Raw genomic sequence first — 21,200 nt, 5'->3', positions numbered from 1 at the left:
AGAAGGCGAAGTACGTCCGCGGGACGGCCGCGGTGTGTCAAGGTGAGCGAGGGAAGATGTCAGCTATCGCAGGGCATCCTCCGCGAGAGATGAGGCACACCCGCACCCTGTCGACCGGGAGGCCCGCATGTCCGAAGCAGCCGATGATCTGTTCGCCCTGCCGGGGCTCAGCCGGTCCGCGCCGCGAACCGGATTTCCCCCGCACGAGATGTTCCCGCAGGTCGCGTACGAGATCGTGCACGACGAACTGATGCTCGACGGCGTCTCGAGGATGAACTTGGCCACGTTCTGCACCACCTGGGTGGAGGACCAGGCGCGCAGGCTGATGTCCGAATGCCTGGACAAGAACATCGTCGACAAGGACGAATACCCGCAGACCGCCGAGTTGGAGCGCCGGGCCGTGCGGATGGTCGCCGATCTGTGGCACGCGCCCGACCCGGCAGGCACGCACGGCACCTCGACCATCGGCTCCAGCGAGGCGGCCATGCTCGGCGGGCTCGCGGCGAAGTTCCGCTGGCGCAAGGGTGGCGGCACCGGCACACCCAACTTCGTCTGTGGGCCCGTGCAGGTGTGCTGGGAGAAGTTCGCGCGGTACTTCGATGTCGAGATCCGGCAGATCCCGCTGCGCGGCGATCGGCTCACCATGCATCCCGACGACCTCGCCGAGTACTGCGACGCGAACACCATGATGGTCGTCCCGACCTTCGGGCAGACCTACACCGGCCTGTTCGAGGACGTCGCAGGGACGAGCGCGGCGCTCGACGCACTCGAGCGCGAGAAGGGCTGGGACATCCCCATTCACGTCGACGCGGCCAGCGGCGGTTTCCTCGCGCCCTTCGCCGCACCGGATCTGGTCTGGGATTTCCGGCTGCCCAGGGTGAAGTCGATCAACGCCTCCGGCCACAAGACCGGGCTGGCCCCGCTCGGCGCGGGTTGGGCGATCTGGCGCGAAGCCGGTGACCTGCCGGAGGAGTTGATCTTCGACGTCGACTACCTCGGCGGCAGCATGGCCACCTTCAACCTGAATTTCTCCCGGCCGGGTGGGCAGGCGATCACGCAGTACTACCAGTTCATCCGCTTGGGACGGTCCGGCTACGCCAGGGTGCAGTCCGCGATCTACCGGGTGGCGCAGCACTTGGCCGCGGGAGTGCGCGGCCTCGGGGTCTTCGAGCTGATCCACGACGGCGATCCGCAGCGCGGCATCACCGCGGTGTGCTGGCGCCTGACCGGCGATCCCGGCTTCAACCTCTATGACCTGTCCGACCGGCTGCGCTCCAGAGGCTGGCTGATCGCGGCCTATCCGCTGCCCGGGGACCGGAACGACGAGACGGTGATGCGCGCTGTGCTGCGCCACGGCTTCACCGTCGACATGGCCGACATGCTGATCGCCGATCTCGAGCGCTGCATACGACAGCTGCGGCAGCGGCCGTTCTCGACCTCGCTCACGCGCGAGGAGGCCGGTGGCTTCACGCACGACGCTACGGCTGCCGTCGCGGAGACGACGATCGCTCCGTCCTGATCGTGACAGCGCCGCCGCCCGGCTACGCCATTCGCGGGCGGCGGCGCCGATCGGTCGCGCGACGGCGGTCCCGACCGGCCGCGGGCGATGGGGCCGACCCGCCGCCGCCCGCGGCGTCAGTCATGCGGCTCGAATGGCGGGGAAGGGCTCCCACCGGTAGGTCGTTCCCGCCGCACCGTGGAACAGCGCCAAGTCGACGGCGTCGAGCACGGCTTGACGGGGGCCCGAACGCGTCAACTGCGCGGCGGATACGGCCAGTCGCAGCACGCCGCCGCGACGGGCGGTGCGCGCGGCGCCCATGACCAGGGCGCGGCACCACCAGGGTTCGGCGCGGAAGCCATCGCCGATGCCGTACACCCTGGATTTCTGCGCCATATTGCGCTCCAGGTCGATGATCGAGGTCAACCCGAGCGCCAGCCGGAAACCGACCTCGGGCAGCGCGTCCAGCGCGCCGGTCGAGGCATCCCAGCGCGGAGCCGCGAACAGCCGGGTACGCAGGTCGGCCTGCTCCAGCACGCGATCCGCGGCGGTCAACCGCAAGCGCGCCTCGTGCCGGGGCAGCGCGGCGAACTCGGCGCGCCGCCGCTTGGTGGCCGCCTGGTCGTAGCCGTGCAGCACGATGGCGTCGCCGCGGGCGCGGCGGCCGCGCAGCCAGGCCTGCGTCGCCGGGTCGTCGAGCAACCGGTATTTGCCCTTCAGCCGCGGAGCCACCAGCAGCGAGAGCGGCACGCCGCGCCGATCCATCTCCTCGGCGAACCCCATCGCCGTGTCCCGGGTGGTGTCCCTGATCCCGGAAACCGATACGACCAGCTCAGCGTTCATGAACCCACGGTGCCAGCCGCACGTGTCCACGACGTGCAGGCTATATGACCAGGTGGCGAACACTCCGTCACGCCTGCGTCGGCCGCTCGCCCCGCGGTCGGCGCGCCGCTTTCACCGGTGCGCCCGGCGATCGGGCGGTGCGCTACGCGTCGGCGAGACCGACCGTGTCGAGCAGCCAGGCGTGTTCGAAGGCCACTTCCCGCCACTTCTCGTAGCGCCCGCTGACGCCGCCGTGGCCCGCGCTCATCTCCGTCTTCAGCAGTAGCGGCGCGTCGCCGGTGGCGGTGGCGCGCAGCTTGGCGATCCACTTCGCGGGCTCCACGTAGAGCACGCGGGTGTCGTTCAGGCTGGTGATCGCCAGGATCGCCGGATAGTCCTTGGCCTCGACGTTCTCATACGGCGAGTAGGACTTCATGTACTCGTAGACGTCCTTGTCGGCCAGCGGGTTGCCCCACTCGTCCCACTCGATCACGGTGAGCGGCAGCGACGGGTCGAGGATGGAGGTGAGCGGATCGACGAACGGCACGTTCGCCAGGATGCCCGCGAACAGCTCCGGCGCCAGGTTCGCCACCGCGCCGACCAGCAGGCCGCCCGCGCTGCCGCCGTCGGCGACCATCCGGTCCGGTGCGGTGACTCCCGCGTCCACGAGATGCCGGGCGCAGGCCACGAAGTCGGTGAAGGTGTTCTTCTTGGTCAGCGTCTTGCCGTGCTCGTACCACAGCCTGCCCATCTCGCCGCCGCCGCGCACGTGCGCGACCGCGAAGACCATGCCGCGATCCAGCAGCGAAAGGCGGGCGACCGAGAACGACGGGTCGATGCTCGCCTCGTAGGAGCCGTAGCCGTAGAGCAGCAACGGTTCGGGCTCGTCGGCCGCGGTGGTCTTCTTCCGCACCAGCGAGATGGGTATCCGGGTGCCGTCCTCGGCGACCGCCCACTGCCGGTGCTGTTCGTAGTCGTTCGCGTCGTAGCCGCCGAGCACGGGCTGTTCCTTGCGCAACAGCAGCTCGCCGGTGGCCGGGACGTAGTCGAACACCTGCATCGGCGTGATGAACGAGGTCAGTCCGATGCGCAGGGTCGGCTGGGCCCACTCCGGGTTGGCGCCGACGCCGACCGCGAAGAGTTCCAGATCGAAGTCGAGTTCGCGCCGCTCGCCGTAGCCCTCGGCGGTCAGCGGCCACACCGCGATCCGGGTGAGTGCCTCGCGCCGGTAGCTGAGCACCAGGTGGTCGCGGAACGCGTCGATGTCCTCGAGCCGCACGTCCTCGCGGTGCCCGATCAGCGGCGTCAGGTTCGACGGGTCGTCGACCGGCGCCTCGGCCAGCACGAAGTTCTCCGCCTTGACGCCGTCCACCACGTCGTTGTGCAGGATCAGGAAGCGGTCTTCGCCGCCGATCACCGCGTGCTCGGCGGAGTACTCCACACCCTCGCGGCGCGGCAGCAGCACACGGAACTCGCCCTCGGGGTCGTCGGACTCCAGCACCCAGCCCTCGCTGGTGATCTTGGAACCGACCCAGATCATCAGGTACTTCTCCGAGCGGCTGGCGCCGATGCTCACCCAGTAGCGCTCGTCGGGCTCGTGGAACACCTTGACGTCAGGATCGGTGCTGCCGAGCCGGTGCCGCCACACCGTGTCGGGCCGCCAGGACTCGTCGACGGTCTGATAGAAGACGTGGCTGCCGTCCAGTGACCAGGTCGCGCCCGGTGCGGTACCCGCGATCTCGTCGCCGAGCAGCTCGCCGGTGCGCAGATCCTTGAAGCGCAGCACGTACCGCTCGTCACCGACGTTGTCCACCGAGTAGGCGAGCAGCGTGCCGTCATGGCTGATCGAGAACGCGCCGAGCGCGAAGAAGTCGTACCCTTCGGCCAGCTCGTTGCTGTCGAGCAGCACCTCTTCGCCCGGGACCTCGTTCTCCGCGCTCAGCTGGGGCGGGGTCCACTCGTCGATGCCTCGAGCGCCCGCGGCGATCGGGCACCGGCAGTGCACGCCGTACTGCTTGCCCTCGAAGCTGCGCGAGTAGTACCAGTAGTCGCCCAGCCGGGTCGGCACCGAGAGGTCGGTCTCCTGGGTGCGCGCCTTGATCTCGTCGAAGATCGTCTCGCGCAACGTGCTCAGGTGCTCGGTCTGCGCCTCGGTGTAGGCGTTCTCCGCCTCCAGATAGGCGATGACGTCGGGATTCTCCTTGTCCCGCAGCCACTCGTACTCGTCGACGAACACGTCGCCGTGGTGCACCCGCCGGGTGGGCACCGTCTCGGCGACCGGCGGCGCCACCGCGCCGCTACCGGGTTCGGAGATCGTTCCGCTGTCGAGAGCCATGGCGTCCACCCTACTGTCCGGATGCCTCGCCACCCGCCGCACGGATGATGCCGTCGAGCACGTCGCTCGTCCGGCGCAGATCGCGCATCGCCTGATCGATTCTGGCGCGTTCCTCGGTGAGCTTCTCCACCAGGAACGGCGTCGCCGCGGCATTGGGTGTGCCGTCGACGTCGTGGATACACGGCAGCAGTTCGCCGATGGTGTCGCTGTGCAGGCCCGCGGCGAACATCTCCTGGATGCGCCGCACCCGGTCGACCGCCGCCTCCGGATACTCCCGCTGCCCACCGGAGGTCCTGTGCGAGGCCAGCAGACCTCTGGTCTCGTAGTACCGCAGCGACCGGACGCTCACGCCGGTCCGCTCGGCCAGTTCACCGATCCGCACTTCCGCTCCTTGACCTAACATCAATGTCAGGTTTTACGGTACAGCCATGCTGCTGTTGACCGAATACCGCAACCATCCGCTCGACCTGCCCAACCGGATCGTCATGTCGCCGATGACCCGGCTGCGCTCGCTGCCCGACGGCTCGCCGACCGGCGATGTCGCCGACTACTACGCCCAGCGCGCGACGGCCGGGCTCATCGTCACCGAGGGCATCTGGCCGCATTCGACCGGCCAGAGCGAAGCCTGGGTGCCCGGCTTGCAGACCCCCGCGCACGTCGCGGCGTGGCGCCGGGTCACCGAGGCGGTACACACGCGCGGCGGCCGGATCTTCGCGCAACTGATGCACGGGGGCCGCAAGGGCCACCCGCTCGCCCGGATCGATGGGTCCTGGCCCGCCGGACCGTCGGCGGTGCTGGACGACGACCGGGTGCACCTGATCGACGGCGGCAAGGCCGATCCGATCACGCCGGCCGCCCTCGATCGCGCCGGAATCGCGGCAATCGTGGAGCACTACGCCGCCGCCGCGCGCAACGCGATGGACGCGGGCTTCGACGGTGTCGAGATCCACGGCGCGAACAGCTATTTGTTGCACCAGTTCCTGGCCGACAACACCAACCTGCGCGACGACGAATACGGCGGTTCCATCGTCAACCGCATGCGGCTGCCCCTCGCGGTGGTGGACGCGGTGACCGGGGCGATCGGCGCGGAGCGCACCGCGATCCGGCTCTCGCCGGGCAATCCGCAGTTCAACATGTCCGAGGCCGACCCGGGCCCGCTCTACCGCGCACTCGTCGCCGAACTCGACCGGCGCGGCCTGGCCTACCTGCACCTCACCGATGACGACCGCTACCCCGCGCTGCGTGACCTGCGGCCGCGCTGGCACGGCACGCTCATCGCCAACATCGGCGAGAACCGCGAACCGACCACGGCGGCGGGCGCCGAACAGGTGCTGCGCGCAGGCCTCGCCGACTTGGTCTCGTTCGGCAGATCGTTCATCTCCAATCCCGATCTCGTGCACCGCATCCGCTACGACCTGCCCTTGGCTCCGATTCGCGAGGAATTCCTGTACGGCCGCACCGCCGAGGGCTACAGCGACTATCCGAACTGGACGGCAGCCGAATTGGTGCGCGACTGACCCGTCCCCCCGGAAGGGCGGCGGCCGAGCCGGCGGACTCAGTTCCCCAGCGCACCCCGGATCGAGGCGGCGAGGTAATCCAGATCCTCCCGCCGCGGACTGGTCGGGCGGCCACGCAACCCGAACCCGTCGCCCGGGGTGCGCGGGATGACGTGCAGATGCACATGGAAGACCTCCTGCCCCGCCGTCACCCCGTCCGCCAGAAAGAAATTGACCCCGTCGCACCCCAGCTCACTTGCCCGCATCGCCGCCGCGAGCCGCTGCCCCACCTGGAACAACTTTCCCCCGACCACCGGATCGAGTTCCGCCAGACTGCGCGCCGCCACCTTCGGCACCACCAGCAGATGCCCGGGCGTCATCGGCCGAATGTCCATGAACGCCACCACATCGTCGTCCTCGTAGACCTTGCTCGACGGCGCCCGCCCGGCAACGATATCGGCGAAAATCGTGTAGGGATTCACGACCCGCAGCCTATGCGGTCACAACAGGTGCAGGCACCATCGAATCAGCTCCTGGCAGTAGCTGGGAGAAGTGGTCCCGGCTCCTCTCCGGACAGTGGGCAGTCGGGTTTCGCGCTATCCGGAGTAGTTGTCGACCTCGACGATGCGTCGCGAAAGGCGTAGTCCCGCTAGAGGATCGGCGACGGCGAATACCGTGCCGCGTCCGGGTACCGGTCGACCAGTTTCTGCACTTGCCCGACGACGTCGGCGACCTGTGCTTCGGCCGCGCCGACGAAGGCGGACTTGTCGGACAACGCCGCGTCCAGGGCGGGGCGATCGAGGGGGAAGCGCGGGTCGGCGGCGAGGCGGTCCAGCAGGTCGGGTTCGCGGCCCTGCTCGCGCATGGCCAGGGCGACCGCTACGGCGTGCTCCTTGATGACCTCGTGCGCGGTTTCGCGACCGACCCCGGCGCGGACGGCGGCCATGAGCATGCGGGTGGTGGCCAGGAAGGGGAGGTAACGGTCCAGTTCGCGGGCGACCACCGCGGGGTAGGCGCCGAACTCGGCGAGCACGGTGAGGAAGGTTTCCATCATGCCGTCGATGGCGAAGAACGCGTCCGGCAGTGCGACGCGGCGGACCACCGAGCAGAACACGTCGCCCTCGTTCCACTGCGCGCCCGCCAACTCGGCCGCCATCGAGGCGTAACCGCGCAGCACCACCTGCAAGCCGTTGACGCGTTCGCAGGAGCGGGTGTTCATCTTGTGCGGCATCGCCGAGCTGCCCACCTGCCCGGGCTGGAAACCCTCGGTGACCAGCTCGTGCCCGGCCATCAGCCGGATGGTGTGCGCGAACGAGGACGGGCCGGCGCCCACCTGCACCAGCGCGGAGAGCACGTCGTGATCCAGCGAGCGGGGGTAGACCTGGCCGACGCTGGTGAACACGGTCGCGAAACCCAGGTGCCGGGCCACCTGCTGCTCCAGCCGGGCGAGCTTGGCCGGGTCGCCGCCGAGCAGGTCGAGCATGTCCTGCGCGGTGCCCATCGGGCCCTTGATCCCGCGCAGCGGGTACCGGTCGATCAGCTCGCGCAGCCTGGTCAGCGCGATCAGCAATTCGTCGGCGGCGGAGGCGAACCGCTTGCCAAGCGTGGTGGCCTGCGCGGCGACGTTGTGCGAACGGCCCGCCATCACCAGCGCCTGGTATTCGGCGGCGCGCTCGGCCAATCGCGCGGCGATCGCGACGCCGTGGGCGTGCACGTGCTCGAGCGAGAGCCGGATCTGCAGCTGCTCCACGTTCTCGGTGAGGTCGCGGCTGGTCATGCCCTTGTGCACGTGCTCGTGCCCGGCCAGCGCGTTGAATTCCTCGATGCGCGCCTTCACGTCGTGCCGGGTGACCCGCTCACGTTCGGCGATAGAGGCGAGGTCGACCTCGTCGAGCACCCGCTCGTAGTCCGCGATGACCCCGTCGGGCACTTCGACGCCCAGCTCCGCCTGTGCCCGCAGCACCTCCAGCCACAGCCGCCGCTCGAGGACGATCTTGTGCTCCGGCGACCACAGGTGCACCAGCTCTGGGCTGGCGTAACGGGTGGCGAGGACATTGGGGACGATGCTCACGTCCGGTCAGTCTAGTGCGCGGTAACGATCCACTTGCTGGGGCGTGGCGCGCACGGGGCCGTCCGCGCTCGCGTAGGCCGCCGGCTCGGGGGTGGCCGCCCGCGCCGGAGGGGCGACGATGTCGATGACTTCCAGCAGCGCGCCGCGGGCCATCCGCCGCGGTTCGGGGTCGATCTCGGTGAGCGCGGCGACGACCGCGCCGTCCACCACCGCGACCAGCCTGCGCAGTTGTTCCGGCCGCACCATCCGGTCGGAGCGGCGCAGCACGTCGGCCAGCAGCTCGTCCAGCTGAGCACGCAACCGGAGCTGGACTTCGCGCAGCTCCGGGTGCCGCGCCGAGGCGACCGAACGCTCGTAGCGGGCGATCAGCTGCCCGCGCGCGCCCTCGTCGGGGCCGTCGCTGCCCACCAGCAGGTCGAGCACCAGGTCGACGGTGGCCTCGGCGCCGCGGCGGCGGTGGCTGACCTCGCCGACCCGCCTGCGCATCGCGTCCAGCTCCGCATTGCCACTGAACTCGACCGCCCGGGCGATGAGGTCGTCCAGTGATTCGAAGTAGTAGGTGGTCGACGCCAGGGGCAGATCAGCGCGCGTCGCAACCGAACGGTGCCGCACCGCCTCGAACCCGCCTTCGAGCAGGAGTTCGGCGGCGGCGGCTATCAAAGCCTGGCGACGCCGTTCGCCTTTCGGGGTCGTCGCGGTGATCACCGTGCCATCGTGCCAGTCGTCATCAGTTCTTCCAGGGGAAATCAGCGAGGAAAAGCAACCAAGGTTGTTTTACCGCATCCGCGCGGCCAGGGTGCCGAACTGCGGAAAGTTCTTGCCGGGCAGGGCATCACCCACCCAGATAGTGGCCTAGACGCAGCAGCGCCGCCTCGATGTCGGCGGTGGCTCCGGCGAACGAGAAACGTACCGTGCGGTGCCCGTCGACGGTGTCGAAATCCACGCCAGGCGCGAGTGCGACGCCCGTGTGGTTCAGCACGTCGGCGCACCAGGCGCGGGAGTCGTCGGTGAGGTGACCGATGTCGGCGTAGGCATAGAAGGCGCCGTCGGCGGGGGCGAGGTCGGTGATGCCCAGTTTCGGCAGCCCGTCCAGCAGTAACCGCCGGTTCACCGCGTACCGCCGGACGTGCCCGTCGAGTTCCTCCTTGGCCTCGGCGCCGAAGGCGTGCAGCGCCGCGTACTGGGAGATGGCGGGCGGGCACACGGTCAGGTTCGAGGCCAGCCGCTGCAACGCGGGGCGCAGCCCGCTCGGGGCCAGCATCCAGCCCAGCCGCCAGCCGGTCATGGAGAAGTATTTGGACACCGAGCCGATCACCACCGCTTCCCGCGAGGTCTCCCAGGCCGACGAGGTCGCGTTGTCGGCGCCCACGCTGTCGTAGGTGATGCCGTGGTAGATCTCGTCGGAGATCAGCAGGGTGCCGTGCTCCTCGCACCAGCGGGCCAGCGCGGCGAGTTCGGCGGGGGCGATCATGGTGCCGGTGGGGTTGGCGGGGCTGGCCACCACGAGACCGGCGGGCGGCTCCGGGAGCGCCTCGAGCATGGCGACGGTGGGCTGGAATCTGGTCTGCGCGCCGCAGTCGAGTTCGAGCACCCGGCAGCCGAGGGCGGCGAGGGTGTTGCGATAGGCCGGATAACCGGGACGCGCGACCACGACGGTGTCGCCCGGGTCGAACGCGGCGAGGAAGATCAGCGAGAACGCGCCGGACGAGCCGGTCGTCACCACCACGTCGTCCGGATCGACCCGGTAACCATAGGTGTCTCGATGGTGTTCGGCGATCGCTTCCCGGATCGCCAGGATGCCGAAAGTCTCGGTGTAACCGAGCAATTCGGACCGAATGGCCAGTTCGGTCGCGCGCAGGACCGGCGCGGGCGCTGGCGTCGACGGCTGCCCGGCGGCGAGCACGAGCACATCACCGTGCGTCCGTGCGCGTTCCGCGGCGGCTTTCCAGACATCCATCACGTAGAAAGGTGGAATGGTCGACCGGCGAGATTCTCTGGACACTCGACAGACGGTAGAGCACCTATTACCGCGCGGCCGCGGTTATGGTCTCCCCTGATGCTCGATAAGTCTCGACGAGGCGGGCTCGACCGAGTGCGCGGAGTGGCCGGTGTCGGCGTCATTCCGCGCGACTGGCGCGCGCGCTCGCCGCGACCATCGGGCAGGCGGCTCATCGGAGGTGGCGGCAAGCTCGATCCGCGCGCCCTGTGGGGCCGCCGCCGCCACCTGCGAGCCTGGTGGGAGCGCAAACCGGACCCGCGCGACCTGTGGCGGCGCAAACCCACCGGCGAGGAGTTGCTCGCACTGGCGCGCAAGCACCAGGTGCTGCTGGCGGGGCTCGTCGCGACCGCGGTTTTCGCCGCGGGCGACACGTCGTTCGCCGGGACGGTCACCGATCGCACTCCCGCGCCGGATCGCGGCCAGCGCGTGGCCGTGGCGTATCCGCCGCAGATGCAGAGCACCCCACCGTCGGTGACGCGGCTGCTGAACGCGATCGCCAATGGTGAGCGGCTGCGCGAGCAGGCGGTGGTCGCGGCCGCCGCGCGCGCGACGCTGGAACGCGCGAAGGCCGAGGCGGCCGCCGCCGTCGCCGGTGAGCGTCAGCCGTGGATGACCGCGGCCGCACCGGTGCAGCCAGGGACGATGCCGCCGAGCGGCCGGGGCTTCGCGCTGCCCGCGCACGGCGTCTTCACCTCGGGCTTCGGGTCGCGCTGGGGCACCTTCCACGCCGGTATCGACATCGCGGGCCCGATCGGCACCCCGATCTACGCGGTCGCCGACGGCACGGTCATCGACGCGGGACCGGCGCAGGGCTTCGGGCTGTGGGTGCGCATCCGCCACGACGACGGCAGCATCACCGTCTACGGGCACATGTACGACTTCTTCGTCTCGGTCGGCGAGCGGGTGCCTGCGGGAATGCAGATCGCCCGCATGGGTAACCGCGGCGACTCCACCGGCCCGCACCTGCACTTCGAGGTGATCGTCGGCGGCCAGCACGTGGACCCGCAGCAGTGGCTGGCCGTGCGCGGGCTCACGTTCGGCTGAGGAAGGCACGCGTGAGGTCAGCAGCATCGGAAACGACTCCGCGCCCCCGAAAAAATCGGCCCGCTGCGGGTCGTGGCCGAAGACGGTCGGCCACGGGTTCGGTCACCTGGCCGCAGCGGATCGCGCCTGCGCTGTCGAACTGGCCGCCGACCAAGCGCAGGATCAGCGATCCGACCGTCAGTGCGTAGTCCGCCGAGCCGCAGGTTCAGACCTCGATGCGGCCTTCGACGGCGGCCAAACCGATGTCCGTGCGGTAGTGGCTGCCCGGCAGTTTGATGGCGGCGATGCGGTCGTAGGCGCGGGTGCGGGCCTCGGCGAGATCGGCGCCGACGCCCACCACGTTCAGCACCCGTCCGCCCGCGGAGATCAGAGCGCCGTCCTCGCGCTGCGTAGTGCCCGCGTGCAGCACCGTCGCGTTCTCGTCGAGCGCGCCCTCGCCCGCCCCCGAGATCGCGTCGCCGAGGCGCGGGCGGCCCGGGTAGTTCTCCGCGGCGAGCACCACGGTGATCGCCGAGCCGTCGCGCCAGCGCGGCGGGGCGACCTGCGCCAGCGTGCCGGTGGCGGTGGCGTACAGCAGTTCGCCGAGCGGGCTGTCCAGCAGCGCGAGCACCGCCTGCGTTTCGGGATCGCCGAAGCGGCAGTTGAATTCGACCACGGCGGGGCCGTCCGCGCCGATCGCCAGCCCGGCGTAGAGCAGGCCGGAGAAACCGCTGCCACGCCGCACCAACTCGGCCGCAACGGGTTTCACCACGTCCTCGACGATGGCGGTGACGGCCGATTCGGGCAGCCAGGGCAGCGGCGTGTACGCGCCCATGCCGCCGGTGTTGGGGCCGGTGTCCCCGTCACCGACGCGCTTGTGGTCCTGCGCGGGCAGTAGCGGGACCACCGTCTCGCCGTCGACCAGGCAGAACAGCGAGACTTCCGGTCCGTCCAGGAACGATTCCAGCAGCACCGGGTGGCCCTGCTCGAGCAGTTCGGCCCCGTGCTCGCGCGCGGCGGAGCGGTCGGCGGTCACCACCACGCCCTTGCCCGCGGCGAGTCCGTCGTCCTTCACCACCCAGGTGGGACCGAAGCGGTCGAGCGCGTCGTCCAGCTCGGCCGGGTTGTCCACCACCTCGCTGTGCGCGGTGCGCACGCCCGCCGCGGACATCACATCCTTGGCGAATGCCTTGGAACCCTCGATCCTGGCGGCCGCGGCAGACGGGCCGAAGCACGGGATACCGGCGACGCGCAGCGCGTCGGCGACGCCGAGCACCAGCGGGACCTCGGGACCGACCACCACCAGGTCGGCGTCCACTTCGGTGGCCAGCGCGACGACGTCCTCGGCGGCGCAGGGGTCGACGGGGCGGACCTGCGCGTGCTGGGCGATGCCCGCGTTGCCGGGGGCGGCGAAGAGCGCGGTCACCGCGGGGTCCCGGCGCAGGGCCAGGACGAGGGCATGTTCACGGGCTCCGGAACCGATGACGAGTACACGCACGGCAGACAGCCTAAACGAGCCGTTCGCCGTCTTCGCCGCTGCCGGTGCGCGCGAAGGGGATGATGAATAGGGACAACGGATGTGGGGCCTGACCGCTCCTGCCACCGGAGCACCCGAAGGAAGTGCTGAGAATGGGTCTGATCGACGGACTGATGGGCAACGCCGGCCGGATCGATCCCGCGCAGGCGCAACAGGAGTACGGCAAGCTCCTCGGCAGCGGTGAACAGGTCTATGCCGCCTACCTGCTGGTTCGGGACGCGATGCTGTTCACGAACCGCCGCCTGATCCTCATCGACAAGCAGGGCGTCACCGGCCGCAAGGTGAGCTACCACAGCGTGCCGTATCGCGCGATCACCCATTTCTCGGTGGAGACCGCGGGCACCTTCGATCTGGACGCCGAGCTGGCCATCTGGATCGCGGGCACCGCCGAACCGCTGCTGAAGCGGTTCAACCGGCAGGTGGACATCTACGAGGTGCAGGGCATCCTGTCGCACTTCGTCGCGGTGTAGCGCGGGCCGGTCCGGCGCCCCGGCGCACCGCCCGGTCTACGCTGCGGGACATGGCTTCTGTCTTCAGCGCGATCATCGCCGGTCAGCTCCCGGGCCGTTTCGTCTGGGAGGACGACGAGTTCGTCGGCTTCCTCACCATCGCCCCGGTCACGCCTGGTCACACCCTCGTGGTGCCTCGCAAAGAGATCGACCAATGGCAGGACGTCGACGCCGACACCTTCGCCCGGCTCACCGCCGTCGCCCAGAAGATCGGCCAGGCCGTGCGTGCGGCCTGGGAGGCCCCGCGCGCCGGTCTGCTGATCGCGGGCTTGGAGGTGCCGCACCTGCACGTCCATGTGTTCCCCGCCTTCTCGATGGGCAACTTCGACATCTCCGGCGCCGACCCGAATCCGAGCCCCGAGTCCCTGGACGAGGCCCAGACCAAGATCAAGCAGGCGCTGCGCGACCTCGGCCACGGCGCCAACGTCCCCGACTGAATCGCGTTCGGAGAGGTCCGGCTGCGGTCGCGGCCGGACCTTCCGCTTTCCGTCAACCCACGTCGTGCAGCGGAGTATCCACTCCTCCGACCGCCACCGTCGCGAGCGTCTGGGCCGGTGTCCAATAGATCCGGCCGTGCTCGAAATCCTGGTAGGTGCCGGTGTCCCAGGGGATCTCGTCGCTCGCCGGCCAGCCCAGCGGGCCGTTCTCGTAACCCGCGCGGTTCCAGCGGTCGCGGATCGCGCCGTGCACCCAATAGACGCTGCCGCTGGATTGCCGTCGGTAGAGCGCCCCGCCCTGGAAGCCCTGCACCTCGCCCGCCGCCTGGCCGTCCGGCCCGGAAAGCACGGCGCGGTCGGTGATCGGGTAGCCGAGCGGACCCGCCTCCCAGCCCAACTGCTCGAACTTTCCCCACAGCGTCTCCGGGATGGCGTGCGCACCGGTATCCGGATGCCAATAGATGTACCCGTGCTCGAACTGGGCGAAGCGGCCCGCGCCGTCGGGCGTCGGGATCTCACCCTGCGTGATCCGAGCGCCCAGCCATGGATTCGCGGCCGCGCAATCGTTGATCGCGTTCGGTTCCGACCCGGTCGGCTCGCCGGTGGCGAAACCGCGCACGTCGTCGGCGAACACGTCCCAGGGGAAATTCGGTCCCACGTCGGTGTGCGAGCCGATGCCGAGACACTCGGTGACGTACTTGTGGTCGGAGATGCCCTGGCGCCGCTGATAGGGCGGCGCGATGACATACGTGTCGAACCCGTATTTGCGCGCGTCCTGCACCGCGAGCCAGGCCGCGATCCGGATGTCGTCGCGGATGCTCAGCCAGTCGTTGCGGCTCCACGCGACGCGGCTGCCCGCGAAGCAGAGGTTGATCGTGAACGAGTTCGCGTCCAGTACCGACCAACTGGCCAGATCGGTGTCGACCACGTCTACCACCACGCGATCGCGCACGGTGTAGTGGTAGCTCACCCCATTCGCCGGATTGTTCAGGTAGTTGGCCAGGCTCTCGGCCGTTCCGTTGCCCTCCTGAGTGTGCAGCAGGAAGTTCTCGACGCGCGCCCCGTGCCTGCTGGAGGCGGAGTCGCCCATTCGGTCCAATTCGACGTAATCCGGCTTTTGCATGACTCCCCCTGGATTCGAGATGGCCTTCGACCACTGGCCGTAGTCGTCGGCGAGGACTTTGTTCACATCCACCACGACGCCTGCGACCCGGTCGCGGTCGATGCGGATCTGATGGAGGTGCGCCGCGGGATGGTCGCCGTTGATCGAGGAATCGCCGGACCAGTTGTGTTGCCAGAACCAACAGGCGACACCGTCCTCGAGTGCCCAGTCGATGCACCGGGCATTGCCGTACATACCGGTCCATTCCCATCCGACCACCGACGCCCAGCCCCGTAGAAACGGAGCGATCAGCGAATTCCACTCCGCCAAAGACGGATTCGCGTCGACCGGGGCATACAGCGGACGGAAACGGGGTCCACCGGCCGCGAGGTGATAATCCAGCGCGATCCGCGCATGACGCACGCCCGCGTCGTAACCGCCTTTCCAGTCCGACGTCTCACCCTTGCCGTACTGGTAATTGCTCACTATCTCGAGCCCGATGGCGCGCAATCGGTCGCAGTATTCCCGCCGCAGCGGCTTCGCCCCGAAATTCGTACCCGGACGGGAATCGCTGAAGTAACCGATGACGCCCGCGTATCCGGCGTCCTTGATCGCTTGCGGATCGATGAGGGCGGCGGAGAAGTCGATCAGCTCAGTCATCGCGCACCCCCGTGCTCGTACGAGCCCGCGTATCGGTCGGCAGCAACGCGTTGTATTCGTACATTTGAAGCAACTTTCGGCAGATGAAGAACCCGATACAGCCAGGTTCACCCCAATATGCGCGAAGTATGCCGACTAGTCCCGTTTGTAGCTCATCTGGTGTTTGCCCGTGACCTGAACATGCTCATTGCGAGAGATGTTTGCGCACACCAGACTACAAACAGACTCTTAGCGGAAAACATGCTCGCCAGTCGGTAATCAGATCTGCTGGTTGTTCGCTACCGGCGGTCATACTGGTCGCCCGCTTCGCTGGGCCATTTCGGCCGGATCCGACGACGAATCGCCCCACGCTTTCGGCCGAATTCGGACCGGACACGTTCGGCGACACCCGCAACCGACCTTCACCATGAGCAAGCCCCGACCGAACTCGGTCGGCGGGGTCGCGCCGCCCGCAAGAGACCGCGTCTCCCAGAGCAGCCGGGAAACCTGGACTTTCAGCTCAGATCTTGACGTTGGCCCACTTCGCGAACCGGGCCAGGGAATCGGTGCCGCGGCGGGCGTGGGCGAGCACGCGCACGGTCTCGTGAACCTGGGGATGGTTGCGCGTCAGCCCCGGTGCGATCCGGCGCGCCTGGTCGAGCCCGGCGAGCGCGCGCTGCTTGTCCCCGTGGAGCAACCACGCGCGCGACACGTCGATCCAGTGATGCCCCGCACGGGACGGTGTGACCGATGCCGGTAGCCGAATCCGCTCGGCGCGGCTCACCGCGGTCGTGCCATCGGACAACTCGACGGGCACAGCGACGGAGTGGATCTCGACGTTCGGCAACTGGAACCCCGTCCCGTACTCCTGATACCGGTCGGAGTTGATCGCCTCGCCGATCCTGCGCGCTTCCCGAAGATGCATGTCGGCGGTGTCGGCGTCCAGCGCACGGGCCGACAGTATCGACCCGCGCAGGTGCAACGCGCCCCGCACGGCGAGGACTTCCGGTGTCGTGGGCAGTCGCTCGCCGGCGGCGTGCGCGCGCTCGACGACCCGCAGCCCACCGGCGTACGAGCCGGAGTACAGCAGGATCAACGCGCGATGGTATTCCGCCGCGATCGGCCACACCGGGTCACCACTGCGCTCAGCGGCCCACACGCAGCGCTCGGCGGCCAGTCCGGCGAGGTCGAGGTAGCCGTACCGGTAGGCGACCGACGACGCACTGTTGTAGGCATAGGCGAGCGTCGAATAGATCTCCTCCAGACGATGCCCGGAAGGCTCGTCGCTCGCGAGCACATGCAAACCGTGGATCACGTCCGGAAGTTCGGCGGTGTGATCTCCGTATCGACCGCGCCCCCTGCTCTCCTGAACCCGGCGCAGTGCGGCCGTCAGCTCTTTCAGCGTGCTCGGCGCGCTCAGAGGTTCGTCGTCGAATGCCAGGATCTTCCGGCGCAACTCGCGAATTGTGGCGTGCGCTCCGGCATCGTCACCCGCCGGGCTGTAGGGCTGCCCGGTCAGGTCCTCGATGTTCACGCCCAGAGCGGCTGCCACGGCTGCGATGAACGCGGGCGAGGCAGGCCGGGCGCCTCGCTCGACCTTACGCAGCAGCGACACCGAGACGTTCGCCTTCAGCGCAAGCTGTAGCTGTGTGAGCCGAACCAGCTTGCGCGCCCTCGCGGTCCGTTCCCCGACCCCGGCATCGTCCATGCCTCCACGGTGACACACGATGTGCCGCTTCGCAGGGTCTCACTCAGGACAAGGTATCCGCAGGCCCCGGCGTCGGGCTGAGCGCTCGAACTCCTCGGCGCCGGGCGCTCCCGAACGAGACCACAAACAGAGGGGATATCGCCAATGCCCACAGAGCTCGCAGTCACCCTGATCGTCATGGCCGCCGTCGGCGGACTGCTGATCGTCGTCTTCTGGGTGTTGCCCTGGCTACTCGATCTCGGCGGCGAGCCGGACGAGTCGGTCTCGGCGCGTGAGATCTTCGCGCGGCTGAAGGACGAGCAGCGATGACGGCGCGGCGTTCCTGGGTGGAGGACTACTGCGAAGACGGCAACTTGCCTGCCGACGGCGAGCACGCGCGAGGGCTGATGAAACTGCACGCGAGTTGCACACCGCCGTGTCCGCGAAAGCTGAGCGCCGAGCGCTACCTCCGCGAGCACGGCCTCTACCACTGAGCTCAGACACGCAGCGGCTGCAACTGGAGCCCCCTGTCAGGATTGAACTGACGACCGCTCGCTTACAAGGCGAGTGCTCTACCACTGAGCTAAGGAGGCGGGAAAGCGGTTGTCATCATAACCGGGGGCGCTGTCCGGGTGACAGCGGAACCGCGTTCGGCGCCGAACGCGACCCTTACGACCGGACAACCGCTTTCGAACTCAGGCCCGAGCGACCGGCCCGCCCACGACGAAGTCGGCGGCGGCGGTCGCTCGGACTCGAGACATGACGGGACCACGAACCTGCCGCGCCGGGAGCGCGGCACTCGGAGGACCGATCAGGACTGGGCGCCCTGACGAGCCGCGTCGTCGGCGGCCATGGCGTCGCGCAGGCTCTTCGGACGCATGTCGGTCCAGTTCTTCTCCACGTACTCGACACAAGCGGCGCGGCTGTCCTCGCCGAACACGACTCGCCATCCGGCTGGAACCTCTGCGAAGGCCGGCCACAGGGAATGCTGTTCCTCGTCGTTGACCAGGACGAAGAAGCGGCCGTCTTCATCATCGAAGGGGTTGGTGCTCAATTTCACCTCACTGGATACTGGCGCTATGTACGGGATCGCTCCTGGTTCACCCGGTGCCGGGCTGTAGTGAACCCCTGACACCGAGAGACCCCGAGCGTTGTTTCGACACTAGCAAGCAAGACGTTACGCCTGGGCGGTTACCTAGGCCGCCACCCCGGCCGACTCACAATCAGCCCGCGAAGAAGTCCAAGAGAATCTTGTTGACCGCCTCGGGCCGCTCCAAATACCCGAAATGCCCCGCGTCCGGTACCTCCTGGTACCGCGCACCCGGAATCACGGCGGCGATCTCCCTGGACAGATACGGCGGAATCATCCGGTCGTCGGCGAATCCGACCGAAAGACAAGGCACGCGGATCGCCCGGTAGGCCTGCACCCGGTCGAAATCGTGGTCCATCCTGCGCTGGGCGCGAATGCCGGGCGTGACCGGCCCTCCGGTGAACTCGAACAGGTCGAGCCAGTCGCGCGCGGCGTTCGTGTCGGCCATGGTGGCGGGCGAGAGATTCATGACCGCGGTGATCGCCGCCTCATATTTCGGCGGCAGTTTCACCCCGGCGGCGTCGAGTTCGTGTTCGCCGAGCGAAAGCGTCTTCTGGAACTGGTCCAGCCGCCCGTGACCGGCCATGAACACCGCCTTGCGCACCAGGTCGGGGCGGGCCAGCGCCAGCTCCTGCGCCACGCGCGCCCCCATCGAGGTGCCCACCACCAGCGCCGGACCCTCGTCCAGGAATTCGATCAGGGCCGCGGTGTCGGCGACCAGCTCGTCGATGGTCATGCCGGAGGCGGCCTCGAACGACGGCGCGATCCCGCGATTGTCGAACGTGCACACCCGGTAACCGGCCGCGACCAGGGCGGGAACCTGGTGCAGCTCCCACACCCGGCCGGGACTGCCGGTGCCCATGATCATGACCACGAGCGGCGCGGAGCCCTTGGCGCGGTCACCCTTCACCTGATAGTTGAGGGAAATCCCGTTCACCGTGGCCAGCGGCATGTCGACCCTTTCGTGGAGAGTTGGTGCTGGTTCCCACGGTATAGGGACCGGCGGGGCGGACGCATCGACCGGGGTGCCCCGGCGGCGCGCGCCGCCTTTCGGCCAGCGCCCCGGCGGACGCACCCTCCAGCGTCGCATACCATTGGCTTTTCGCAGGGTAAGAGCGCACTGAGCCGGGAGGACTTGACGATGGCCGTGAAGGGCAGCGCGAACGACATTGCGGACGACGATCTGGAACCGCTCGCCGACGAAACCGCGCGTCAGGCGCAGCGGGTGGTCGCGGCATACGCCGAGGACGCCGATGAGTGCCGGATGTTGTTGTCCATGTTGGGTATTGGACCGAACGCGCGAGGCGAATAGTCTCGTTCTCGACGCCAACGGCGACGTCGACTACACAACTCCAGCGGGATGAAGCAACGCGCAAAGGATGCGTGAGTGGACCAGATGAATCCGTCCGACGACTCCGAGCGAGCCAGACACACCTCGACTGCTGACGCCGCGGCGGAGAACACCGGCTCCGGTGCGGGCTCCGGCTTCGTCGTCGTCGCCAACCGGCTCCCCGTCGACCTCGAACGACTGCCCGACGGCAGCACCCGATGGAAGCGCAGCCCGGGCGGCCTGGTGACCGCGCTGGAATCGGTCCTGCGCAACAACAAGGGGGCGTGGGTCGGCTGGGCGGGGGTCCCCAACGTCGACGTGGACCCGATCATCGAGGACGGCCTGGAACTGCATCCGGTCCCGCTGTCGGCGGACGAGGTGGCCGACTACTACGAGGGCTTCTCCAACGGCACGCTGTGGCCGCTCTACCACGACGTGATCGTGCGGCCGGTCTACGACCGCAAATGGTGGAGCGCCTACGTCACCGTGAACCGGCGCTTCGCCGAGGCCACCGCCAAGGTCGCCGCCGAGGGCGCGACCGTGTGGGTACAGGACTACCAGCTCCAGCTGGTGCCCAAGATGCTGCGCATGCTGCGCCCGGACCTGACCATCGGATTCTTCCTGCACATCCCGTTCCCGCCGGTCGAGCTGTTCATGCAGATGCCGTGGCGCACGGAGATCGTGGAGGGCCTGCTCGGCGCCGACCTCATCGGCTTCCACCTGCCCGGCGGCGCGCAGAACTTCCTCTATCTGGCCCGCAGGCTGGCCGGGCAGCCGACCTCGCGTGGCTCGATCGGCGTGCGCTCCAAGCTCGGTGTCGTGCAAGTGGGGTTCCGCACGGTGCGGGTGGGCGCGTTCCCCATCTCGATCGCCTCCGCCGAACTGGACGAGCATTCCAGGCGCAGGTCGGTGCGCGAACGCGCCGCCAAGATCCGGGCCGAGCTGGGCAACCCGAAGACCATCCTGCTCGGCGTGGACCGGCTGGATTACACCAAGGGCATCGACATCCGCCTCAACGCGCTCGAGGAGCTGCTCATCGAGGGCCGGATCGATCCCGCCGACACGGTCATGATCCAGCTGGCCACACCCAGTCGCGAGCGGGTCGAGAGCTACATCCAGATGCGCGGCGACATCGAACGCCAGGTCGGCCGGATCAACGGCGAGTTCGCCCGGGTCGGCTACCCGGTGGTGCACTACCTGCACCGTCCGATCCCGCGCGACGAGCTGGTCGCGTTCTTCGTGGCCGCCGACGTGATGCTGGTGACGCCGCTGCGCGACGGTATGAACCTCGTCGCCAAGGAGTACGTCGCGTGCCACAGCGGGCTCAACGGCGCCCTGGTGCTGAGCGAGTTCACCGGCGCGGCGGCCGAGCTGCGGCAGGCGTACCTGTGCAACCCGCACGACCTGGACGACGTGAAGGACGCCATCGTCGCGGCTGTCGAGGACGAGCGCGATGTCAAACGCAGGCGGATGCGTTCGATGCGCAGGCAAGTGCTCGCCCACGACGTGGATCGCTGGGCGCGCGCCTTCCTCGACGCCTTGGCCCAGGACCAGGTCGCCGGCAGCGCGCTGCTGACCGACGACGACGTCTACCCCGAGGACCGCGACCCGCGCTGAGGCCGTTC

General features: G+C 68.8%; 21 protein-coding genes and 1 tRNA gene. 9 read left to right on the top strand and 13 right to left on the bottom strand.

What is annotated here, in order from left to right; genetic code table 11:
- Positions 1–127: 127 nt before the first annotated feature.
- Positions 128–1,519, top strand: coding sequence for a glutamate decarboxylase (locus ABZ803_RS17135; protein WP_357038555.1), 1,392 nt, complete (start codon positions 128–130; stop codon positions 1,517–1,519).
- 120 nt (positions 1,520–1,639) lie between these two features.
- On the opposite strand, the gene ABZ803_RS17130 is transcribed toward ABZ803_RS17135, so the two are convergent.
- From ABZ803_RS17130 to ABZ803_RS17120, 3 genes are all read right to left on the bottom strand, one after another.
- Entirely contained in the window at positions 1,640–2,341 is a 702-nt protein-coding gene (locus ABZ803_RS17130) for a DUF2334 domain-containing protein (protein ID WP_357038552.1), read from the bottom strand.
- A gap of 142 nt (positions 2,342–2,483) precedes the next feature.
- Positions 2,484–4,655 carry a S9 family peptidase gene (locus ABZ803_RS17125; RefSeq protein ID WP_357038549.1) on the bottom strand — a complete coding sequence of 724 codons (2,172 nt, stop codon included), beginning with the start codon at positions 4,653–4,655 and terminating at the stop codon, positions 2,484–2,486.
- Between the two features lie 10 nt (positions 4,656–4,665).
- Positions 4,666–5,037, bottom strand: coding sequence for a MerR family transcriptional regulator (locus tag ABZ803_RS17120; protein WP_357038545.1), 372 nt, complete (start codon positions 5,035–5,037; stop codon positions 4,666–4,668).
- A 46-nt stretch (positions 5,038–5,083) separates the two neighbouring features.
- Here ABZ803_RS17120 and ABZ803_RS17115 point away from each other — a divergent pair, with 46 nt between their 5' ends.
- The gene (locus ABZ803_RS17115) at positions 5,084–6,172 is read left to right on the top strand and encodes an alkene reductase (RefSeq protein ID WP_357038542.1); all 1,089 of its coding nucleotides are present in this window, start codon (positions 5,084–5,086) and stop codon (positions 6,170–6,172) included.
- A gap of 38 nt (positions 6,173–6,210) precedes the next feature.
- Here ABZ803_RS17115 and ABZ803_RS17110 read toward each other — a convergent pair whose 3' ends face one another.
- From ABZ803_RS17110 to ABZ803_RS17095, 4 genes are all read right to left on the bottom strand, one after another.
- A complete protein-coding gene (locus ABZ803_RS17110) occupies positions 6,211–6,633 on the bottom strand; it encodes an HIT family protein (protein ID WP_357038539.1) in 423 nt (140 codons plus the stop codon).
- 167 nt (positions 6,634–6,800) lie between these two features.
- Entirely contained in the window at positions 6,801–8,222 is a 1,422-nt protein-coding gene (gene purB / locus ABZ803_RS17105) for an adenylosuccinate lyase (RefSeq protein ID WP_357038536.1), read from the bottom strand.
- Positions 8,223–8,228: 6 nt separating this feature from the next.
- The gene (locus tag ABZ803_RS17100; RefSeq protein WP_245548814.1) at positions 8,229–8,927 is read right to left on the bottom strand and encodes a TetR family transcriptional regulator; all 699 of its coding nucleotides are present in this window, start codon (positions 8,925–8,927) and stop codon (positions 8,229–8,231) included.
- A 127-nt stretch (positions 8,928–9,054) separates the two neighbouring features.
- Entirely contained in the window at positions 9,055–10,224 is a 1,170-nt protein-coding gene (locus tag ABZ803_RS17095) for a pyridoxal phosphate-dependent aminotransferase (protein WP_357038532.1), read from the bottom strand.
- A gap of 54 nt (positions 10,225–10,278) precedes the next feature.
- Here ABZ803_RS17095 and ABZ803_RS17090 point away from each other — a divergent pair, with 54 nt between their 5' ends.
- Positions 10,279–11,265 carry a M23 family metallopeptidase gene (locus ABZ803_RS17090; RefSeq protein ID WP_357038529.1) on the top strand — a complete coding sequence of 329 codons (987 nt, stop codon included), beginning with the start codon at positions 10,279–10,281 and terminating at the stop codon, positions 11,263–11,265.
- Positions 11,266–11,470: 205 nt separating this feature from the next.
- Here ABZ803_RS17090 and purD read toward each other — a convergent pair whose 3' ends face one another.
- Entirely contained in the window at positions 11,471–12,742 is a 1,272-nt protein-coding gene (gene purD / locus ABZ803_RS17085) for a phosphoribosylamine--glycine ligase (protein WP_357038526.1), read from the bottom strand.
- A 131-nt stretch (positions 12,743–12,873) separates the two neighbouring features.
- On the opposite strand from purD, the gene ABZ803_RS17080 reads away from it, so the two are divergent.
- Complete coding sequence (locus tag ABZ803_RS17080; protein ID WP_040864711.1) at positions 12,874–13,251, top strand: PH domain-containing protein; 378 nt, start codon at positions 12,874–12,876, stop codon at positions 13,249–13,251.
- Positions 13,252–13,301: 50 nt separating this feature from the next.
- Positions 13,302–13,727 carry an HIT family protein gene (locus tag ABZ803_RS17075; protein ID WP_357038521.1) on the top strand — a complete coding sequence of 142 codons (426 nt, stop codon included), beginning with the start codon at positions 13,302–13,304 and terminating at the stop codon, positions 13,725–13,727.
- Positions 13,728–13,779: 52 nt separating this feature from the next.
- Here ABZ803_RS17075 and ABZ803_RS17070 read toward each other — a convergent pair whose 3' ends face one another.
- Together ABZ803_RS17070 and ABZ803_RS17065 are read right to left on the bottom strand one after the other, a co-directional pair.
- Complete coding sequence (locus ABZ803_RS17070; protein WP_357038518.1) at positions 13,780–15,489, bottom strand: glycoside hydrolase domain-containing protein; 1,710 nt, start codon at positions 15,487–15,489, stop codon at positions 13,780–13,782.
- Between the two features lie 499 nt (positions 15,490–15,988).
- Positions 15,989–17,176 (bottom strand): helix-turn-helix transcriptional regulator, encoded by a 1,188-nt coding sequence (locus ABZ803_RS17065; protein ID WP_357038515.1) that lies wholly within the window; start codon positions 17,174–17,176, stop codon positions 15,989–15,991.
- A 144-nt stretch (positions 17,177–17,320) separates the two neighbouring features.
- Here ABZ803_RS17065 and ABZ803_RS17060 point away from each other — a divergent pair, with 144 nt between their 5' ends.
- Both ABZ803_RS17060 and ABZ803_RS17055 read left to right on the top strand, forming a co-directional pair.
- Entirely contained in the window at positions 17,321–17,485 is a 165-nt protein-coding gene (locus ABZ803_RS17060; protein ID WP_357038512.1) for a hypothetical protein, read from the top strand.
- A complete protein-coding gene (locus ABZ803_RS17055; protein WP_357038509.1) occupies positions 17,482–17,649 on the top strand; it encodes a hypothetical protein in 168 nt (55 codons plus the stop codon). Before ABZ803_RS17060 ends, ABZ803_RS17055 begins: the two co-directional genes overlap by 4 nt.
- A 24-nt stretch (positions 17,650–17,673) precedes the next feature.
- Here the strand turns inward: ABZ803_RS17055 and ABZ803_RS17050 are convergent.
- The 3 genes from ABZ803_RS17050 to ABZ803_RS17040 all read right to left on the bottom strand — a co-directional run bounded on the left by ABZ803_RS17050 (position 17,674) and on the right by ABZ803_RS17040 (position 19,197).
- Positions 17,674–17,748 (bottom strand) — tRNA-Thr (locus tag ABZ803_RS17050).
- Between the two features lie 218 nt (positions 17,749–17,966).
- Complete coding sequence (locus ABZ803_RS17045; protein WP_011207082.1) at positions 17,967–18,209, bottom strand: MbtH family protein; 243 nt, start codon at positions 18,207–18,209, stop codon at positions 17,967–17,969.
- A 169-nt stretch (positions 18,210–18,378) separates the two neighbouring features.
- Positions 18,379–19,197, bottom strand: a complete 819-nt coding sequence (locus ABZ803_RS17040) for an alpha/beta hydrolase (protein ID WP_062968666.1) — start codon at positions 19,195–19,197, stop codon at positions 18,379–18,381.
- A gap of 189 nt (positions 19,198–19,386) precedes the next feature.
- On the opposite strand from ABZ803_RS17040, the gene ABZ803_RS17035 reads away from it, so the two are divergent.
- A complete protein-coding gene (locus ABZ803_RS17035; protein WP_168434172.1) occupies positions 19,387–19,557 on the top strand; it encodes a hypothetical protein in 171 nt (56 codons plus the stop codon).
- Between the two features lie 84 nt (positions 19,558–19,641).
- A complete protein-coding gene (locus tag ABZ803_RS17030; RefSeq protein ID WP_357038986.1) occupies positions 19,642–21,192 on the top strand; it encodes a trehalose-6-phosphate synthase in 1,551 nt (516 codons plus the stop codon).
- The last annotated feature ends 8 nt before the right edge of the window (positions 21,193–21,200 follow it).

The sequence above is a fragment of the Nocardia sp. NPDC047648 genome (genome assembly GCF_040642815.1).
GTDB lineage: Bacteria > Actinomycetota > Actinomycetes > Mycobacteriales > Mycobacteriaceae > Nocardia > Nocardia gamkensis.
The sequence above is the reverse complement of the archived record's forward strand: the minus strand, read 5'-3'. Positions and strand labels throughout refer to the sequence as shown.

What these genes read in the sequence shown, in the direction of transcription:
- ABZ803_RS17060 (WP_357038512.1), top strand. Translation starts at nt 17,321, where the DNA reads ATGCCCACAGAGCTCGCAGTCACCCTGATCGTCATGGCCGCCGTCGGC.
- ABZ803_RS17065 (WP_357038515.1), bottom strand. Translation starts at nt 17,176, where the DNA reads ATGGACGATGCCGGGGTCGGGGAACGGACCGCGAGGGCGCGCAAGCTG.
- ABZ803_RS17035 (WP_168434172.1), top strand. Translation starts at nt 19,387, where the DNA reads ATGGCCGTGAAGGGCAGCGCGAACGACATTGCGGACGACGATCTGGAA.
- ABZ803_RS17135 (WP_357038555.1), top strand. Translation starts at nt 128, where the DNA reads ATGTCCGAAGCAGCCGATGATCTGTTCGCCCTGCCGGGGCTCAGCCGG.
- ABZ803_RS17125 (WP_357038549.1), bottom strand. Translation starts at nt 4,655, where the DNA reads ATGGCTCTCGACAGCGGAACGATCTCCGAACCCGGTAGCGGCGCGGTG.
- ABZ803_RS17075 (WP_357038521.1), top strand. Translation starts at nt 13,302, where the DNA reads ATGGCTTCTGTCTTCAGCGCGATCATCGCCGGTCAGCTCCCGGGCCGT.
- ABZ803_RS17070 (WP_357038518.1), bottom strand. Translation starts at nt 15,489, where the DNA reads ATGACTGAGCTGATCGACTTCTCCGCCGCCCTCATCGATCCGCAAGCG.
- ABZ803_RS17090 (WP_357038529.1), top strand. Translation starts at nt 10,279, where the DNA reads ATGCTCGATAAGTCTCGACGAGGCGGGCTCGACCGAGTGCGCGGAGTG.
- ABZ803_RS17055 (WP_357038509.1), top strand. Translation starts at nt 17,482, where the DNA reads ATGACGGCGCGGCGTTCCTGGGTGGAGGACTACTGCGAAGACGGCAAC.
- ABZ803_RS17080 (WP_040864711.1), top strand. Translation starts at nt 12,874, where the DNA reads ATGGGTCTGATCGACGGACTGATGGGCAACGCCGGCCGGATCGATCCC.
- ABZ803_RS17030 (WP_357038986.1), top strand. Translation starts at nt 19,642, where the DNA reads ATGAATCCGTCCGACGACTCCGAGCGAGCCAGACACACCTCGACTGCT.
- ABZ803_RS17040 (WP_062968666.1), bottom strand. Translation starts at nt 19,197, where the DNA reads ATGCCGCTGGCCACGGTGAACGGGATTTCCCTCAACTATCAGGTGAAG.
- ABZ803_RS17130 (WP_357038552.1), bottom strand. Translation starts at nt 2,341, where the DNA reads ATGAACGCTGAGCTGGTCGTATCGGTTTCCGGGATCAGGGACACCACC.
- ABZ803_RS17115 (WP_357038542.1), top strand. Translation starts at nt 5,084, where the DNA reads ATGCTGCTGTTGACCGAATACCGCAACCATCCGCTCGACCTGCCCAAC.